We start from the raw sequence: 18489 nt of genomic DNA, 5'->3' as shown, positions 1-18489 counted from the left end.
TCCGGGAATCGATTTCTTCCGTTCGGCATCATGCCTTAACCCTTCGCAATTGGCATTGCGACGAAACGCGCCGTGCTGCCGGTGCGAACCCGCATCAAAACACTGTTCTTGTCTTCCGCGCGCGCCGCCTTGATTGCCTCGCGTATGTCGGCGGAGCTGGACACGCTCTTTCCCGCGACCTCCAAAATCACGTCGCCTTCCCTGAACCCGCGCTCGGCCGCGGGGCTTTTCGGATCCACGTCAACCACGACGACCCCTTCCCCGCCGGCACCCGCAACCGATCCTGCCGGCGCAACGGTCAAACCAAGCCTGGGAATATCGTTGTCGCGCGATGAGCCACGATCGCCATAGTGGTCAGCTCGGGCTTCGACGGTGTCGGGCAGAGTGCCAAGCGTCAGGTTGACGACCTTGTCCGTGCCCTTGCGCAGGACGTTGAGCTTGATCGACGTTCCCGGCGCCAAGCTACCGATGGTCCGCGCCAGTTCGCGCGCGTCCTTGACCGGATCACCATTGACGGCCGTGATCACGTCGCCGGACTTTATACCCGCCTTGGCCGCCGGACTGTTGGCCTGCGGCTCAGCCACCAGCGCGCCTTCGGCTTTCTTGAGACCGAGGCTGTCGGCGATGTCGGAAGTCACCGGCTGGATCTGGACGCCGATCCATCCGCGGCTCACCGACCCTTTGTCCTTGAGCTGAGCAACGACACTCTTCACCGTATTCGCGGGAATCGAGAACGCAATGCCGACGCTGCCGCCGGACGGCGAATAGATCGCGGTATTCACGCCGATGACGTCGCCCTTCATGTTGAAAGCCGGGCCGCCGGAATTACCTTTGTTGACCGGGGCGTCAATCTGGATGAAGTCGTCATAGGGGCCGGTGCCAATGTCACGGCCGCTGGCCGACACGATGCCGGCGGTCACCGAACCGCCAAGACCGAACGGATTGCCGACCGCGAGAACCCAATCGCCGATCCGCACCTTGTCATCCGACAGTTTCGCAAACGGGAAACTGGAGCCGCCCTCGACCTTGATCAGGGCAATGTCCGTGCGCGGATCAGCCCCGATCACCTTGGCGGTGTAGGTCTTGCCGTCGTCGGTCGTGACTTCGACCTTGTCCGCGCCGTCGACGACATGGTTGTTGGTCACAGCATACCCATCAGCCGAGATGAAGAAGCCGGAGCCCTGCCCTGTCACGAGGCCAGGACCGCGCCGGCCGCGCATTCCTGGCGGTAGGCCATCCGGTCCGCCAAAGCGGCGGAAAAACCGCTCCATGGGCGAGCCCGGCTGGAACGGCGAATCGTCCCCGCTGGCCACCGCCCTGTCCTTCATACGGATCTTGACCGAAATTACCGACGGCTTCACCCGCTCGACGATGTCGGCAAAGCCGATCGGCTGCGCGACCTTGCTCACGTCGGTGTTGACCTGCGCATAAGCGGGACTTATGAAGAACTCGGCCTTGTCTGCGGAAGGGCTTAGCCCGTAAGCGGCTACGCCAACACCCGCGACGACAGACGCCATCAACGCGAACCTGCGCGCGGTGACCCCAGAACGAATGGGCTTTAACTGGGAAGACGGCAGGTCGGTCATGCGGATCTCCAAAAGACAGGTTTGATATAGTGCCGAAAACCGGCACTTCATGTCCCTGAAGATGGGTATTCGCACCTTACCGCGCGCTGACCAAGAAATTAATGTTTCGTAACAACAGCAAACGCCTCGTGCGGCGGTTTGGCGCACACATCACGAGGTCGCGGATCGAAAACCGGTTATCGGCTCAAGCCTTCGACTCCTCGCCGGCGGCGCGTTCGATCGCCACCAGTTTCGCGAGCCGGGCTTCTTCTTCCTCGCTCAAACGCGGTGGAGCCTCCTGAGCGGCCTTCACCGCTTTTGACCGCCGCCGGCTGTATCCCCACAGCGCCAGTCCGCCGCCGGCCAGAAGCAGCGGAGTCAGAAGCCAGAGCGGCAGCGTACTCGTCTCAAAAGGCGGCTTCAGCAGAACGTAGTCGCCATAACGGGCCACCAGAAAATCTAGCACCTGCTGATTGCTGTCGCCGGCGGCGATCCGCTCCCGCACCAGCAGACGGAGATCCCGCGCCAGCGGCGCCGAGGAATCGTCGATCGACTGGTTCTGGCACACCATGCAGCGCAACCCGCGCGACAGGTCGCGCGCGCGCGCTTCCTGAGCGGGGTCGGTCATGACCTCGTCCGGCTGCACCGCATGAGCGGAAGACACCGCCAAGAGCCCAAAACAAAGGATCGCGCCGAGAACAGGCAGGAACCTGTTCCACGCCATGCACCGTCCGCACAACGACGACAGGGTTTGTACGAGTTCACGCATGGCAGCCTTACTCCGCCGGCTGGAGCGTGCGCCAGCCGGCCTTCGCCGGTTTCGGCGCACCGACCCGCAAGCGCCGGTCTGACAGCGACAGCACGCCGCCGAAGGCCATCAGGACCGGACCGAACCAGATCAGCAACACCATAGGCTTGTGATAGATGCGCACCGCGATCGACCCATCGGCGGTGGCTTCACCGAGCGAGATGTAGAGCTGGCTCGCGCCACGCGTCAGCAGCGCCGCTTCCGTGGTCGAAGCCGCGCGCGTCGTGAAGTTACGCTTGGAGGGCATCATGACCGCGATCGGCTGCCCGTCCCGACTGACGGTGAAGCGCGCGATATCTTCGCGATAGTTGGATCGCTGATGCTGCGTCGTACCCTCGAACGTCAGACTGTAGCCACCGACCCGCGCCACGTCGTTGATCTTCATCGAGGCGATGTATTCGGTATTCCAGGTGGTTTCGCAGACGATGCCGATCAAGGCTACCCCGAGGCCGGCATGGGCGAAAACCGTGCCCCACGCCGAACGAGGCAATCCTTTCGCGCGGCGCAGGGAAACCGGCAGCGACGCACGAAACAGGTTGACGCGCTCGGCGAGATCACAGAGAGCGCCGATAATCACGAACACCGCCAGTCCGATCGCCAGCGGCGCGAAGGTGCTGCCGCCACGCGTCCATGCCCACAGCACGGCCACGGCGATCACGCTGCCGACCCCGGCGGCGATCAGCCGTTGAGAGGCACCGAGCAGATCACCGCGCTTCCACGCCAGCAGCGGGCCGAACGGCACCGCGATCAGCAGCGGGACGAACAAGGGCGCGAACGTCAGGTTGAAGAACGGCGCTCCGACCGAAATCCTGTTGCCGGTGATGACCTCGAGCGCCAGCGGATACAACGTGCCGACGAACACGGTGGCGCAGGCCGTGGTCAGGAACAGGTTGTTGAGCACGAGCGCGCCTTCGCGCGAGACCGGCGCGAACAAGCCGCCCTGCTTCAGAGTGGACGCACGCCAGATAAACAAGGTGAGGCTGCCGCCGATGAAGGTGCAGAGGATCAGCAGGATGAAGACGCCGCGCGTCGGGTCGGTAGCAAAGGCATGGACTGACGTCAGCACGCCCGAACGCACCAAAAAGGTGCCGAGCAGCGACAGCGAGAACGTCAGGATCGCGAGCAGGATGGTCCATACTTTCAGCGCGTTGCGCTTTTCCATCACCACCGAGGAATGCAGCAGCGCCGTTCCCGCCAGCCACGGCATCAGCGAGGCGTTCTCGACCGGATCCCAGAACCACCAGCCACCCCAGCCGAGTTCGTAATAGGCCCAGTACGATCCCATCGCGATTCCGAGGGTGAGGAAAATCCACGCCACCAGCGTCCATGGCCGCACCCAGCGCGCCCAGGCTGCGTCGATGCGGCCTTCGATCAGGGCGGCGACCGCGAAGGAGAACGCGATGGAGAAGCCGACATAGCCGAGATAAAGCATCGGCGGGTGTACCGCGAGCCCGATATCCTGCAGCACAGGATTGAGATCGCGCCCCTCCATCGGCGGGCTGGCGATCCGCGTGAACGGATTCGATGTCAGCAGGATGAACAGGTAGAACGCGGTCGCGACCCAGCCCTGCACCGCCAGCACATGGGCGCGCAGCGTCAGCGGAAGATTATTGCCGAACGCCGCGACCAGCCCGCCGAACAAAGCGAGGATCGTCACCCACAACAGCATGGAGCCTTCGTGATTGCCCCAGACGCCGGTGATCTTGTAGATCATCGGCTTCAGCGAGTGGGAATTCTGGAAGACGTTGAGGACCGAGAAATCGGAAACCACGTACAGCGTCGCAAGCGCGAAAAACGAAGCGGCGACAAACAGCAATTGCGCCAGCGCGGTCGAGCGCGCCACGTTCATCAACGCGCCGTCGTGCAGTCTTGCGCCGATGATCGGAACCACGGACTGGATCAGCGCGAGCCCGAGCGCCAGCACCAGCGCGAAATGCCCGGCCTCGGCGATCATTGCGACACCTCCTGCTTGCTAGAAGCTTCAGCGGCTCCGGGCTGCGCGCCATAATCGTCCTTCCAATGCCCCTGCTTCTTCAAGGCATCCGCGACCTCTTTCGGCATGTAGGTCTCGTCGTGCTTGGCCAGCACGGTGTCGGCCTGGAACACACCCGAATTATCAAGCGCGCCCTCGGCGACCACCCCCTGCCCCTCGCGGAACAGATCAGGCAGAATGCCCTTGTAACTCACCGGGAGGGTGGCGCTCCCGTCAGACACCCTGAATGAAACGGCGAGATTGTCACCGCGGACCAGCGAACCGGTCTGCACCAGCCCGCCTAGCCGAAAGCGTTGCCCCGGCTGAATATGCTTCTCCGACACCATCATCGGCGTCGAGAAAAACACGATGGAATCGCGCAGGGCATTAAGCACCAGCGCGGCCGCGATGCCGAGCACCACGAGCGCTCCGCCGATCATCGTCAAGCGCCGCTGCTTGCGAGTCATGTTTCACCACCTGCGCGCAAAGCAAATACCTCGATCATCCGTCTATCCCGAGCGCCTTGAACCCTTCGTTGAGCTGGCGCAACCCTGCTTCATTCCGCCCGAGCGCGCGGCGCGCGTCATCGCGCACGGCGCGCGACTTCTCCGGCTGATTGAGCACCATATAGGCGCGGGCGAGGCGCAGCCATCCCTCGACATCGTTGCCGTCCTGCTTCAGGCGCGCCGCCAGCCGGTCGACCATCGTGTGGATCATCGCGGAGCGATCCGCTTCGTTCATGTCGCTCGCCGCGGCCACCGCTTCTTCCGTCGGGCGAGGCGCGCCGTCCCCGAGCTGCGCCAGCGCCTCCTGCACGGTCACGCGCCATTCCGCATCCGCAGGCGCATCGGCCAGCAGGGCTTTCCAGATCTTCATGGCGTCGGCGCTGCGGCCGTCCTGCTGCGCGGCCATTCCAAGGAAAAAGCGCGCCTTCGCCTCCTGCGGGTTCAGGGCGAGCGCCCGCTCGAACTCCTTCTTCGCCTCGGCGGTGACGATGCCGTTGGCCGCCCCCGCGATCGCCGCCCCGAGATCGGCGCGGCGCGGCGCGGTCTCGCCCTCATACGTGATCACGTTGCGATAGGCGCGCGCCGCGTCGTCGAAGCGGCCGAGCTTCGCGAGTATCGGCGCCAGTACGGTCCAGCCCCGGCCGTCGCCGGGATTCTTCTCCAGGTGCGATTCGACACGCGCCACGAGGCTGTCGAGGGATTGCGACGCATCGGCGGTTTGAATGCGCGCCGCGAGGGGGAAATCGGGCATTTGCGGCGATCCCAGAGGGAGGTAGGTCGCGAACGCCAGCAACGGGATTCCCGCCAGCGCGACCACCGCCACCGCACGGCGCAGCCAGAGTTTCGAATCCTGCGGCTGATGACGTTCCGCGTCAGCCGCTTCCAGAAGCCGGCGCCCGATCTCGACCCGCGCCGCAGCCGCCTCCGCCTCGCCGATCAGGCCGGCGGCGGCATCGCGCCCGACCTCGGCCAGTTGGTCGCGGTAAACCGTGGTCTCGCTGCCGCCCGAGGTTCGCCGACTGCCTGACCGACCGAGCGGCCACAGCACCGCGAAAGCCGCACCGGCGGTCATCAGCGCGAACACAAACCACACCGTCATCTCATCAGGGTTCCATCTGGTAGCGGCGCCGGGAGCGGCCGTTCGACGGCCGGGTTACATCACGACTGGAATACGGACGCAATTGACAATTGCGGCACAATTGACGGTAAACATCCACAACCGCATGATTTAATAGCGTTTATCGGAAACACGGACGCCCGCTCACCCTGCCCGCGACGATTTGCGTTCGGCCGTGAGCGCGTGGTCCGCCGCCCGGCTCATCAGCGACGAGTAATCCCGGCCGAACAGAACCTCGCAAAAACGGATCACCGCCTTGACCTGCTGCTGCCGGAACGCCCGCACGCGCTCATCGCCGTTGCGAAGCGCTTCGACAAGGGTTTCGGAGGTCCTCTCGACGTAATGCTGCAAGTCCGAATAGGTGCGCGTCGTGACTTCGTTGATGGCCAGTTCGCTGGCGTAGGTCCGGCATACCGCGACAAAATCGATCAACGCGGCGGTTTCCTCGACCTCGATCGAGTCGAGTTTTGCGCCGGCTGGAATGTCCTTGTCGGGCCGCTGACGCAAAATACGCCGCACACGGCCGGCGACGCCTTCGATCTCCGATTGCAGAACCTCGGAAATATCGACCCTGATCGCCGCGAGCTGACGCCCCCAGCCGGAATCGGTTCGGATATCAAGCTCGGTCCTTAGCCCGCGAACACCGTCGTGCAAGGTCTTCAAGTGCCGGGAGACATTCTCGAACCGGCCGCGCCGGATATCGGCCCGCAGAACGGCCGACGTCTGCGACAGATCGTCGAGCGCCATCTTGACGGCCACGCCATAAGGCGTCGCCGCCACGCGTATCTCATCGTCCGACCCCGCGACCTGAACCGCGAGGCGGATGATCTGCCACGGTGCCGACAGGCGCTGCATCACCAGCGACAACGCAAACGGCAAGGCCGCCGGCGTTTGCAGGGAAGGAACATTGAGCGCCGTCATCAGGGAGGCGATCTGCGGCTCGCCGAAGACAGGCAGAAAACCAGGCAGCCGAATATTCAGGGTGTCGAGGGCTTCGCGCGCGTGCAGAACCGCCGCGATCGCGGGCAGATCTTCAATGACGCCGGGAGCGCTGATGCGGCCAAGCGTCCGCTGGCGGTTGATGCCGGAACTATCCGTAAGGATTCGCAGGATGGCGGCTGCCGCCACCGGCTGGAAAACCCGTGCCGCCGTCTCGATCCCGGATGCCGATCCGGCCTCAGCCGCCAGCACGGCCTCGAACGCGCGCGCGTCATCCGGCGCGCCCTCGCGCGCCAGCCAACGCCAGACCGGCACGAGCGAGTTGCGCCGGATCTGGCCGGAGCGCGGCACGACATTGTCTTCCACGAGAAACGGATCGAGGGGACGGAACAGATGCCGGACCGGGTCTTCACTCCGCTGCTCGCTGTCACCCGATTGGGGGTCAATCCGGCGCAGCTCCCCGAGAACGAGGTTCGCGACCGCAGCGTCTTCGCCGCGCTCCACCGCGCGCTCGAACTCCCGCATCAACAACGCCTGCGATTTCGGCGGAAGCTGCGCAAGGTAGTCCTTCAGCCGTTCGATCGAGGTCTGGTCCATGCACGCACATCTTCACGCGAACGATCGCGCGGACACCGGAAAGCCCGTAGCGCCTCATATCAGACGCGGTCTTAAGGATGCGTTGCGCCGGGCCGGAGGAGTTTCGAGACAACGGGATAACGGCTCGCGCCAAGAAAATACGTCAAATCAGAAACGCGATCCCGCTTCGCATTTCATCAGGGAGCGGGGAGGACTCATTCCATGCTTGAATGCTGGTCAGTGAGGCTTTGATTTGATTCAAATTTTGCGGCCTTACAATCAGCCGGTCGCGGTCCAGCGTCCGTCAGCGTTCCGGCAAGCGGTTCTGCGCACGGTCTGGAGTTGACCGGCAATCGTGACGGTGTGGGAATAGCCGCGGCATGTCGCACCCTCCACCTCATATTCCGGTCCGGCGACGATATTGCCGTGACGGCCGCTATCCGGATTGCGCCAGGTAATCGGCGCGCCCGGCGCGCCACGCTCAAGCGCATCGATCTGCGCCTGATAGGCCAGCCGACGGTCGTTGTCATCCAGGGCGGAACCGAGTTTCGGTCCAATCAATCCACCCAGCGCCGCGGCTGTCGCGGGACCGGTGGCCCCTTCCCAGAAGCCGGCGAAGGCCGTCAGGCCGGGAGCGTCAGGGCCGCCGGAACCCGTCGTGTCGCAACCGCCGAGAGCGAGCGTCGCCGCCACGGCAATCAGCAGCATATTCACGCTCCCCCGGCGCTTTTCGCCGGACGGATTCCGCATTCGATTGCACGGGAACGGGTGATGCGGGCGGGACTTCGACATGGGACGACCAGCAAACCGGGGCTCAAGCTGACGGCAGCAACAGTTCGGCGCGCAATCCGCCGATCGGCGCGGTATCCAGCGTCAGGCGACCGCCATAGAGGGCTGCAAGATCGGTGACGATCGACAACCCCAGTCCGGATCCCGGCTTGGTCTCGTCGATGCGGCGGCCGCGCTGCGAGGCCTGCATCCGCTCGGCATCCGACAATCCCTGACCGTTATCGTCGACGGTAATGTGCAGCATCGCAGGCTCAACTCCGGAAGGCGGACGGACGGACGTGGTGATGAACACCCGCGAATGCGCCCACTTGCAGGCATTGTCTACAAGATTGCCGACCATCTCCTCAAGATCCTGGCGTTCGCCGCGAAATTTCGTCCCCGGACTGACGTCGACCTCAATCGTGATATCGCGATCGCGATGAATTTTCTCCATGGTCCTGCGCAGCGCCTCGACGACGGGCGCGACATCCGTCACCGTTCCAATGACGGTGAGCCGCGCAGCCAGGCGGGCGCGCTCCAGATGATGGGCGACCTGGTTGCGCATCATCCCGGCCTGTTCGAGCATTTTGGCGGCGAAGGAATCGCCCTCATGCGCGCTGGCCTCGTTGATGATAACCGAAAGCGGCGTCTTGACCGCGTGCGCGAGGTTGCCGACGTGGGTGCGGGCACGCTCGACGATCTCCCGGTTGGCATCGATCAGCGCGTTGGTCTCCCAGGCAAGGGGCGCGATCTCCACGGGGAATTCACCTTCCAGTCGCTCCGCGCGGCCCGACCGGATGTCGGCGATCGCGTCCGAGATCCGTTTCAGCGGCGCAAGACCGAATCGCACCTGAAAGATCGTGGTGAGAAGCAATCCGATCGTGAGCGCGGCGAAGGTGCCGCCGAGGTAATAGTCGAAAGCCCTCGTTTCATCGAAAATTTCCGAGGCGTCTCCGGCCACGGCGACACGGAACTTGCCGTCGGCGCCGAGATCGACCGGCCGCTCCGCCATGCGGAGGATTTGACCTTCGGGCCCGTCGACATATCCGGCGCGGACTCCGGACGAGGAAAGCGCAATGCCCTGATCCACGAGCTTCGGGAGCTTCTTGTCCCATAGCGAGCGCGATGCGCGGGTTTCCGCTTTGCCCGGATCGGTACGGTCGACCTCCCAGTACCAGCCCGACAAGGGCAGATCGAACAGCGGCTCACCGAGCGACTGGAACTGACGGTCATCCGGCTCGTCGGGCGCCGTCACTTCGGCGATCAGGGTGCGGAGATAGAGATTGAGGCGGCGGTCGAAGGCACGCTCGGACGCCGAGCGATAGACTGAAGACAGCACCACGCCGGTCACGAGGAGCACGACCACGACCCACGCGGTCGCCGACAGGAACAGCCGCGACGCCAGCGAATTGGAACGAAAGCCTAGAATTTCCCTAACGCGCATCTGCCGGCGGCGTGAGCAGATAGCCGAGCCCGCGTACCGTCTGGATGATATCGACGTCCAGCTTCTTGCGAATACGGCCGACAAACACTTCGATTGTGTTGGAGTCACGATCGAAATCCTGATCGTAAAGATGTTCGACCAGTTCGGTGCGCGACACGACCCGGCCGATATGGTGCATGAGGTAGGCCAGCAGCCGGTATTCATGCGACGTCATCTTGACCGGATTGCCGCCGACGCTGACGCGGCCCGTGCGGGTATCCAGCGTCACCGGCCCGCAGGTCAGTTCGGAGTGCGCGTGCCCCGTGCTCCGTCGCAGCAGCGCGCGCATCCGCGCCAGGATTTCCTCCAGATGGAAGGGTTTCGCAACATAGTCGTCAGCGCCGGCGTCGAACCCCTGCACCTTGTCGCTCCAGCGATCCCGCGCGGTGAGAATCAGGACCGGCATGGTGCGGCCCCCCCGCCGCCAGGCTTCCAGCACGGAAATGCCGTCCATCTTCGGCAGGCCGATGTCCAGCACCACCGCGTCATAAGGTTCGCTGTCACCGAGGAAATGCGCCTCCTCGCCGTCGAACGCGCGATCGACGACGTAGCCGGCGTCGGTCAGCGCTGTCGTGAGCTGACGATTGAGATCGGGATCATCCTCGACGACGAGAAGGCGCAAAGCGGGCTCCTGATTCCTCCCTTCAGGATGAACCGTCACCGCGTGAATGGCAAATGAACGCTAATGTCCCGATTCCGAAGTTCGCATACCCTTGCCGCAACCTTTGATGCGAACTTCCGAACCACCACACTATAGCCTTTTCGCTTCTGGCCTTGATTTAACGCGTTTTCTTCACGCGAACCGGTATCCACTTCGCTCGAAAACGCCATAGGAACCCGCTTACGCCTTGTTTCCGTCCGAAGCAGGCCCGCCTGCACCGGACGCCCAGCCGCCGTTACGTCGTGGTCGAGCCGTCGTCGGGCGGCAGCGGACTCAGGAACAGGTCAACCTCCGCGTTGATCCGGGCCAACACCGCATCGATCTCCTCGGCGGTGGCGTTTTTGCCGCCGATCAGGCCGGCGATGGCCTGAATATAGGGGATCGATGACACCACGCCGCGTTCGATCGCGGGCGCGACCTTGATGATGGCGTTGACGATGGCTTCAGCGGCCGTGAGGCCGGCTGACACTTCTGCTGCGGTCACCATGCGCTATGCTCCCGAGGCGAGGATCTGCTGGACGGCGATCAGCGCCGACCGCGCCGCCGCGAACGCGTTGCTGATGTCGACGGACGGATAGGCTTTCTGCAACGCGACCAGATTGTTCACGGCGAGGCGCGCCTTGCGCATCGCCGATTGCAGCCTTTCGATCACCGAACGCTTGGCGCAGATGTTGATCATCCCCGGCCCGGTTCCGGTCCGGCAAAGCGGCAGCGCCCTGTAGGCATTGGCGGCGTTCACCGCGACGCCAAAGGCGTTCTGGATGCCGTACACCGTATTGAGCGAGGCGGCGCTGTTGAGGTTCAGCGAGGGCAGCGCGACGGTCTGGCAACCTGCCAGCGCCAGACCGCAGACGACCGCTATCGCGGCGACAAGTTTTCGCATGGATGGTGGCTCCTGTCGTCTGGATTACTTGACCGCGCCGGTCGCTGCGCTGACCGTGGGCACGTCGGGGCGCGCGGCGGTGGCCGAGCGAACCGCCTTGGTGTCGGCCTTGACGTAAAGCCCCCATGCCACCGTAAAGAGCGTGCCGATCGCGCCGATGATGCTGGTCACCTGATCTGCCGTGACCCATCCCTTGCCGGTAGCGAAGCTTCCGGCCGCGATCAGCAGGTAGCGCACGATCTGCCACACCGAATCTGATGTCATGTCTTGTCTCCAGTGAATGTTGTGAGGATTGCGCGAGACCGTCGCGCGGCGGGTGTTACGCGGGACGAATGAACTCGAAATGCATGGGGTCCTTGCGGCCCCTGTAGTCCCCGCCCCAACGCGCGCCGTGCGCCTTGAACACATCGATGACGACGCGCGACAGCGTGGCCTTCATGTTGAAACCGTTCGACCTGGGCGACAGGTCGACCGCGCACGCCCACGAATGGTTCGACCAGTTTTTCGATCCGGCAATGGGACGGATATTGAAGCAGCCGCCGAAGTCGCTCGCGCCAGCCGCGTCGACCTTCTTCTGGTCATGATCGCAGGCATTCCAGATATCGTTGAAGCAGGACAACATGGCCTGCGCGCACATCCTGTTCACCAGAAGCGACGGGATCGGCTTCTTGTCGTAATACATCTGGAACGGCGTCGTGATCCGGATCAGGTATTGCTGTTGCCATCTGGCGGCGTGGAAATTGCCGTAGAAGGCATTCTTCGCCGCCGTCGTGTCCTTGGGCCATGCGTAGACGTTCGCGGCCACCGCTGCGTTGGGCATGAGATCGATCCTTTTTTGGGAATGGAAGCCGGACTTCACCCGGCTCGGTCGAGACGCGACTGCCTGCGGCGCGTCGACGAGGTTCGCCGGCGCGAACGATCAAGAGGGCGGATGCCCGGTCCAGCGCGACCTGTTCGCAAGCCGCGCCTACATCCGCAATCGCGCGCTGAACTGATAGGGCTCACCACCGCCGACGAACGTCGTGGCGTTCGTCCCGTCGCCGCTCTCAAGCGCCTGAAGATAATGAGCGCCCAACTGCGGAGGTGTCGCTCCCTGCACTGTGAGCGCGGCGTTGAACACCACTCCACTAGCCGGAGACACGCCGAGCGCATGGAACGAATAGGCCGATGTCGAATCCAGCCCTATTCCGATCCTTCCCAGCGCGCCGGCTGCTGTCGCGGTCGCTATGCGTTGCGAGAGCATCATGGAAATCCCCTCCTCGGCCAGGCCGCTGACGAACTGAATTCGGTTCGACGTGCTGTTCCCGGATGGGCGGACGGCCGAGCTGCTGTAGCTCCATGACCCCGTGCTGTCGGAGACTGTCGTCGTGACATCGGCGCGGTTGAAGGCGTTCCAGACATTCAAGGAGGCCATGCCGCCGCCGGATGCGGTGCTTCCCGAAATCCAGTCGAGGAGCGAGGAACCATTGCTCCGCGTCGTGCCGACGTAAGTGCCGCGTGAAGCCGCCGGACCGTTGGTGATGGCCACCGCGTTGAGAAGAATGCCATTGACCCTCGTCAACGCGGTGCCCGCGCTGCGCGTTGTGTCGCTGGTCCAGTCGGGACCATGCGAAAGCCGCAACGTGCCGCCGTCGTTCCAGACGAACCAGTCGTTGACCTTGCCGGCGCCGATCGCTGCCGGATTCTTCGTCGTGTCCGTGGTCGCGACGGACAGTTCGGCGAATGCCATGGGCACCATCTCAGTGCCGTTGTAGATCGGAATCTGGTTACCCTGGTACGGCGTGTAATAGAGCGTGCTCTTCGCGCTCTGCGTCGTCGTCATCACCGGCACGCCGCTCGCAAGCGTCAGGCGTCCTTGCGGCGGGGAGATGAATCCGCCCCCTGAAGCCCCCGCTCCGGCCACCCCGCCAGCGATCGCCTGCCAGCGCGCCGCGGTGCCGTCATAACGCAGAATTGCGGCCTGTTTCGCCGAGATCACAAGGCTGTCGTTGAGGGAAAAACGATTTGACGCCGACGACAAGGCGCTTTCATTCAGCAGCGTGACCGGCTGGCCGCCCACGTTGATGATGATGAGACAACGCCCTTCGGTTCCGCCAGCCAGGCCCGAAAGGCCGCGCGGGGCGTCCGTGCTGATTTGCAGCACCGAAGCGGCCGCAAGTCCCGCCGGGGCGTAGTCGTCCTGATCGGCCGTGATCTGCGCGGGAGCAACAACGCCCGTCAGCGCCAGTCCGCGCGGCAGCGCCACATTGCCGGTATCCTGATCGATATCGAGAGCCTCGATCCAGCCTGAGCCGTCCGCCGACACCTTGAGCTTGAAGGCGTCCGCCCCGACAAGACCGAACTCGGCCCGTCCTGAAAAGCCGTTCGAGAAAAATACTGACGCCGTGTTGGCCGAACCCTCCTTCGAGACCTGAAGCCGCACGTCGCCGGTGCCGCCATCGACGGCGTCGATGGCTGCAAACAGCGCGGCGTTGGATTTGACCGTCAGCAGATTAGGCGTGCTGGCGGCGGCGTTGACGCCGAGCTGCGCAACGCTGTCGAGCGAAGCAGCGCCACCCGCGCCCTGCCACGCGGAGCCGTCGAACACGAACAGGCTCTCATCCGCCGCCGACCAGATGCACCATCCCGCCTTCGGCGTAAGGAACGCCCAGGCGTCGTCCTGCCAGGTCGCGATCGCATCATCCTTCCCGGCCCAATCGCCGGTCGCACCGCCTGCGACGACGTACCGTTCACCCGCCGCCGGGCTCGACGGCGGCGTGGTGAGCGTCCGATCGAGCACGCCGATCTGGATCGCCGCGTCGAGTATGCGCAGCGCCTCATTGTGAGTGACGTGCTTCTGGGCCTGGCTGCCGTCGATATACGGCAACCCGAGATTAGGTGTGTCTGTCATGGCAACTCAGAGGGTGAGAGTAAGCTCAGTGGGGTGACCCGCGCCGACGGTCGCCGAGATTTGCGCGACGCGAAGATGCAGGCTTGCCTGAGGCGCACCGAAATCCGCCAGTTCGTCGGCCTCGGGGTAGAACGCTTCCGGCGCGCCGCACGCGATGCTGCGCACGATCGCGCCGCCCGAGAAAACATCGAGCGTATAGGCTTCGACATCCTCGCCGAGCGGCACCTCGCCGCTCCAGCCATCGCCGTCGATGCGGGTCCGGCGAATCCACGAGATGCGAACGCCGCCACTCTCGCGGACCGCCTTTACATGCACCGGCGACAGTGGCCGCAGGGCCGTCGCGCGCGGCGTCACCGTCAGCGCGACGGCCGTGGGGTCGTCATGGGCGCGTCCGGCGGCGGCAAGCCGCACCAGGATCGGACGATCCAGCGCGCCCAATCCTTTCGCCAGCGGCGAAAGACGCGTGTTGAGCAGAACGAATGGCGCGCCCGGCGGCAACACGTCGGCGATGGCATGGTCGCTGCCTGCCTGCCCGCGCAGCAGGCGCGACAATTTATAAACGCCGCCGTCCACCAGCTCCGCATGAGCAAACTGCAAGACCTCCCAGTCACCGTCCGGGTTCTGCACCGCCGCCGCGTTGGCCCCGGCGAGCACGCGCGCATCGGATACAGAGGTGAGCGCGCCGCCATAGAGACGCACGCGCACGGCGTTGCCCCGGTCCCATCGCCCCGATGGCCCCGCCGGCAGCGGATCGAGCGTTTCGCCCGATGTCGAGGGTGCCGGAATGATCGCGGCCGGCTGAAAACCCGCGCCGTCGAATGAAGTCCAGGCCGTCACCGACGTCGGCCACGGCTTTGCGAACACCGCGAGCCGCGTCAGGATCGGCGGCTCCGATGGTTCGATCATCGGCAGATCGAGCACCGAAACCTGAACCGGCCCGAGCGCCGCCGGAATCGCGGGTCGCGTCGGCCGCGGAACAGACAGCGGCACGGAGAACACCTCGGGATCGATGCTGCGGGCTGAAACCTGCCGCGCTTCGGCATCGAGCAGCGCGCTGATTTCGAACAGCCGCCGCCGCCCGTTGATCGTCACCGCGATGACATCACCCGGCGTCAGCGACAGGCATCGCGGGCCGAGCGAGAACGCGGCGCTTTCGCGGCCCGCCCACAAATCCTGAAGCCAGATCTCGGCCCGGCGCGCCATCGCCGCGTCATCGCCGACGACGGCCAGATCGGAGTGAACGCTTCGGTTTGATCCGCCGGCCAGACGCCGTGACGTCACCGCGGATCGCCTGTAATCCACCGTCCCGTCGGTAAAACTGAAGCGCGCTTCGCGCGGCAGTTCGGTTTCCTGCGCGCGCGTGAGCTGCGCCAGCCCGCCGCCATTCGTCAGCACCAGGTCGCCTTCCGCGAATTCCGCGACCGGCGCGCCGCCCCGCGAAACGAAGCACAGCGTTCCGTCCGCCGCGGACGCATCGAAAGCATAAGCCCCGGCGAGCGGTTCGATCATGGCCCGCGGCGACATCGGCCGGTCGACCACGTAGCCGTCGCAAGATTCGCGCAGCGCCGAGGTGTCGGCGCCTGTGACGCCGCTATCGGTGAGCAGCGCCTGCACCAGCGCATCCATCGGCGCGGCGCCGAGACGGCCGGTGAGCCAGTGCCCGGTTTGCCAGTTCGGTCCGTCGCTCCAGACCTCCGTGGCGGCGGGAAACGCCGGATAGGGCCGCGCGTCCCAGGTCCAAAGGTAGATCGCGGACGGCTCGATCATGCGCTTCCCGTAGATCGAAGAGACGGGATTGTCGGCGTCCGCCGCGCCGAACGAGGGATCCAGCTTGCCGAGCAGCGCTTGCAGATAGCGGCGCTGGATCAGGTCGTCACGGCTGCCGCTCGAAAAATACGGCAGGAAGTTTTCCGAGGATTTGGGATCGGGAAACACGTTCGGCTGGTTGGCCCCCTTGTCCACCGCCGGGCAGCCGGCTTCGGTCAGCCAGACCGGCTTGCTTTGCGGCACCCACGCGGTCGGGCTTGAAACTTCGACACCGCCGACCCGCTCATGATGCGCCGACGACCACCACGACCTGATGTCCTTGACGCGGAACGTCCAGGGCTTGCCGAGCCCGTCGGTGATCGGGGTGCGGGTCTGCGCGGCGCGCGCCGTTCCATCGGTGTAATACCAATCGAATCCCTCGCCGCCATAGACGTTGCCCGCGAGATAGCCGAGATCGTAGGTCGAGGCCGCGATGTGAAAGTCGAGATGCCCCGCCTCGTCGCGCCAGTCCGCGAGCGGCATGTAATAGTCGATCCCCACGGCGTCGATCGCGCTGGACGCCCACAGCGCATCGAGCGGAAAGCGAACCTCGGACGCGCCGGCGTCAACGACATCCGCGCCATACTCGGTCCAGTCCGCGCCATAGGTCACGACCGTCGATGAACCGACGATGGATTTCACCTCCGCCGCGAGCGTCACCAACGCATCGACGGCGGGATAGACGCCGGCCCCCGAGCGTACGCGCGTCAGCGACCGCAATTCAGAGCCGATCAGGAACGCGTCGACGCCGCCGGCGGACACGACGAGGTTCGCGTAATGCAGGATCATCCTGCGATAGTTCCAGCTACCGCCGGTGAAGAAACTGGCGACCTGCGCCGCCGCCGTCGCCGTGCCTTGCGGCGAGCCTGGCTGCCCAGGCGCGGGATCGCAGGTGATGCGGCCACGCCAGGGATAGGCCGGCTGCGACGAGGCTCCGCTCCAGGGGTCGGTCAGGCCGTTGCCGGCGGGAAGATCCATCATCACGAAGGGATAGAACGTCACCTTGAGGCCGCGCGCCTTCAGCTCCGCGATCAGATGCCTCACGCTGGCGTCCGAGGGCGTGCCGCCGAACGCCGGACGACCGTCGACCTGCGACACCACATAAGCGCTTCCCCGCGTCACCCCGGCCACCGACCAGTCGCCGCCGCGCGTGATCTTGCCCGCGCTGTCGACGCCCGGACGCACGACGCAGCTTCCGGCGCGGAGGTCCGATCCGAACCACGCCACCACCACGGCCACGCTTTCGAGGTTCGGGCACGCACCCTGCAGATCGTCGAGCGCGGCGATCACGTCGGATTCGGCGTTCGCCACGTGCCGGTTTTCCGGCTCCGACTGACCCGGACCGGTCGATCGCGTCATGGCGGACGGCTCATAGCCGAACTCGGTGGTGCCGGGAATCAGCGTCATGGCGCGCACCATCCGTTCGAGCTGCCCTATGGGGCGGATGATCTCGAACGAAAGCTGCGGAATGCGGTTGCCGAATTTCGCCAGCGGCATCCGCTCGAACACGACATAAGCGAGCCCGCGATAGGCGGGCGCGCGGCCCGCCCCTTCCTTTGCGACGATCAGATCATCCGGAGCCTGATCCTCGGTGCCGCGATGGACCCGGAAGGTCAGGCCGGAAACATCCAGCGGACTGCCGTCGGCCCAGATCCGCCCGACACGGCCGATCACGCCCTCGCAAAGGCCGACCGCGAAGTTGGCGAAATAGCTGTAAGTGGTGGTCCTCGTGCTCGGTCCGCTGAACAGGCCGCCGCCCTTGCCGCCGGACGACGAGGTTTCGCTGCTGACGACCTCTTCCAGCCGCGTCGCCCAGATCACCTGTCCCGACAGCCGCGCGCGACCGTAGACGCGCGGAATCGGCGCGCCCTCGGTCGAGGCCATCACATCGAGATCGGCGAGACGCGGACCGACGATCGTCCGGTTGCCGGGCCCGAACAGCTTGCGATCGACGGCGTTGCCGATCAGCGCGCCGGCGAGACGCCCGGCGATCGCGCCTGCCGGCCCGAACAACGCGCCCGCGGCGCCGCCTGCGACGGAAAGAACCAGCGCTGCCATCAGTCCGAGACTCCGGGAAAACGAAATGCGTAAGCCAGCCGCCGCCGCCACCACGGCGCGATCGCGATTTCGCAGACAGCCGCGCCGTCATGCGCATGGACCATGGCGTGCTCGCTCGATGCGATCGCGACATGCTTGGCGACGAACCCGTCACGCCATCGGAACAGCAGCACGTCGCCCGCCCCGAAGCCGTCGCGCGCGACGGGAACGAGATGGCGCAGCGCCGCCGCGGCGAGCGTCTCGTCGCCTTTTGCCTCGGCCCAGTCCGGCGCATAGGGCGGCGGCGTTTCCGGCTCATCGCCAATGCAGTTGCGCCAGACGCCGCGCACCAGGCCGAGGCAATCGCAGCCGACGCCCTTGAGCGAGGCCTGATGCCGATAGGGCGTGCCGATCCAGCCGCGCGCCTCGGCGACGATGGCCGCGCGGGTCGAGCAAACACAACTCACGAGCGGCTCCT

Annotated in this window: 16 protein-coding genes; all 16 read right to left on the bottom strand. The window is 65.1% G+C overall.

The window, feature by feature from the left end:
• Nucleotides 1–35: 35 nt before the first annotated feature.
• The 16 genes from NWI_RS06180 to NWI_RS06100 all read right to left on the bottom strand — a co-directional run bounded on the left by NWI_RS06180 (nucleotide 36) and on the right by NWI_RS06100 (nucleotide 18478).
• On the bottom strand, nucleotides 36–1586 hold the full coding sequence (locus NWI_RS06180; protein WP_011314486.1) for a Do family serine endopeptidase: 1551 nt from the start codon (nucleotides 1584–1586) through the stop codon (nucleotides 36–38).
• Between the two features lie 184 nt (nucleotides 1587–1770).
• Nucleotides 1771–2289 (bottom strand): cytochrome c-type biogenesis protein, encoded by a 519-nt coding sequence (locus NWI_RS06175; RefSeq protein ID WP_041344861.1) that lies wholly within the window; start codon nucleotides 2287–2289, stop codon nucleotides 1771–1773.
• A gap of 52 nt (nucleotides 2290–2341) precedes the next feature.
• The gene (locus tag NWI_RS06170; RefSeq protein ID WP_011314484.1) at nucleotides 2342–4327 is read right to left on the bottom strand and encodes a heme lyase CcmF/NrfE family subunit; all 1986 of its coding nucleotides are present in this window, start codon (nucleotides 4325–4327) and stop codon (nucleotides 2342–2344) included.
• Entirely contained in the window at nucleotides 4324–4812 is a 489-nt protein-coding gene (gene ccmE / locus NWI_RS06165) for a cytochrome c maturation protein CcmE (protein ID WP_011314483.1), read from the bottom strand. Before ccmE ends, NWI_RS06170 begins: the two co-directional genes overlap by 4 nt.
• Before the next feature lie 34 nt (nucleotides 4813–4846).
• Nucleotides 4847–5950 carry a c-type cytochrome biogenesis protein CcmI gene (ccmI, locus tag NWI_RS06160; RefSeq protein ID WP_011314482.1) on the bottom strand — a complete coding sequence of 368 codons (1104 nt, stop codon included), beginning with the start codon at nucleotides 5948–5950 and terminating at the stop codon, nucleotides 4847–4849.
• Between the two features lie 162 nt (nucleotides 5951–6112).
• Nucleotides 6113–7504 carry a hypothetical protein gene (locus NWI_RS06155; protein ID WP_011314481.1) on the bottom strand — a complete coding sequence of 464 codons (1392 nt, stop codon included), beginning with the start codon at nucleotides 7502–7504 and terminating at the stop codon, nucleotides 6113–6115.
• A 258-nt stretch (nucleotides 7505–7762) separates the two neighbouring features.
• A complete protein-coding gene (locus NWI_RS06150) occupies nucleotides 7763–8191 on the bottom strand; it encodes an RT0821/Lpp0805 family surface protein (protein ID WP_011314480.1) in 429 nt (142 codons plus the stop codon).
• 106 nt (nucleotides 8192–8297) lie between these two features.
• Nucleotides 8298–9695, bottom strand: a complete 1398-nt coding sequence (locus NWI_RS06145) for a sensor histidine kinase (RefSeq protein ID WP_011314479.1) — start codon at nucleotides 9693–9695, stop codon at nucleotides 8298–8300.
• Complete coding sequence (locus NWI_RS06140; RefSeq protein WP_011314478.1) at nucleotides 9685–10356, bottom strand: response regulator transcription factor; 672 nt, start codon at nucleotides 10354–10356, stop codon at nucleotides 9685–9687. The genes NWI_RS06145 and NWI_RS06140 overlap by 11 nt, the downstream gene beginning before the upstream one ends.
• Before the next feature lie 274 nt (nucleotides 10357–10630).
• Nucleotides 10631–10882, bottom strand: a complete 252-nt coding sequence (locus NWI_RS06135) for a hypothetical protein (protein WP_011314477.1) — start codon at nucleotides 10880–10882, stop codon at nucleotides 10631–10633.
• Between the two features lie 3 nt (nucleotides 10883–10885).
• A complete protein-coding gene (locus NWI_RS06130; RefSeq protein ID WP_011314476.1) occupies nucleotides 10886–11278 on the bottom strand; it encodes a hypothetical protein in 393 nt (130 codons plus the stop codon).
• A 24-nt stretch (nucleotides 11279–11302) separates the two neighbouring features.
• Nucleotides 11303–11542 (bottom strand): hypothetical protein, encoded by a 240-nt coding sequence (locus NWI_RS06125; RefSeq protein WP_011314475.1) that lies wholly within the window; start codon nucleotides 11540–11542, stop codon nucleotides 11303–11305.
• A gap of 55 nt (nucleotides 11543–11597) precedes the next feature.
• Nucleotides 11598–12098, bottom strand: coding sequence for a M15 family metallopeptidase (locus tag NWI_RS06120; protein ID WP_011314474.1), 501 nt, complete (start codon nucleotides 12096–12098; stop codon nucleotides 11598–11600).
• A gap of 147 nt (nucleotides 12099–12245) precedes the next feature.
• On the bottom strand, nucleotides 12246–14168 hold the full coding sequence (locus tag NWI_RS16410) for a DUF2793 domain-containing protein (RefSeq protein ID WP_011314473.1): 1923 nt from the start codon (nucleotides 14166–14168) through the stop codon (nucleotides 12246–12248).
• Nucleotides 14169–14174: 6 nt separating this feature from the next.
• Nucleotides 14175–18032 carry a baseplate multidomain protein megatron gene (locus NWI_RS06105; protein ID WP_011314472.1) on the bottom strand — a complete coding sequence of 1286 codons (3858 nt, stop codon included), beginning with the start codon at nucleotides 18030–18032 and terminating at the stop codon, nucleotides 14175–14177.
• Nucleotides 18032–18478 carry an NlpC/P60 family protein gene (locus NWI_RS06100; RefSeq protein WP_011314471.1) on the bottom strand — a complete coding sequence of 149 codons (447 nt, stop codon included), beginning with the start codon at nucleotides 18476–18478 and terminating at the stop codon, nucleotides 18032–18034. The genes NWI_RS06105 and NWI_RS06100 overlap by 1 nt, the downstream gene beginning before the upstream one ends.
• Between the last annotated feature and the right edge of the window lie 11 nt (nucleotides 18479–18489).

The sequence above is a fragment of the Nitrobacter winogradskyi Nb-255 genome (assembly GCF_000012725.1).
GTDB lineage: Bacteria > Pseudomonadota > Alphaproteobacteria > Rhizobiales > Xanthobacteraceae > Nitrobacter > Nitrobacter winogradskyi.
The sequence above is the reverse complement of the archived record's forward strand: the minus strand, read 5'-3'. Positions and strand labels throughout refer to the sequence as shown.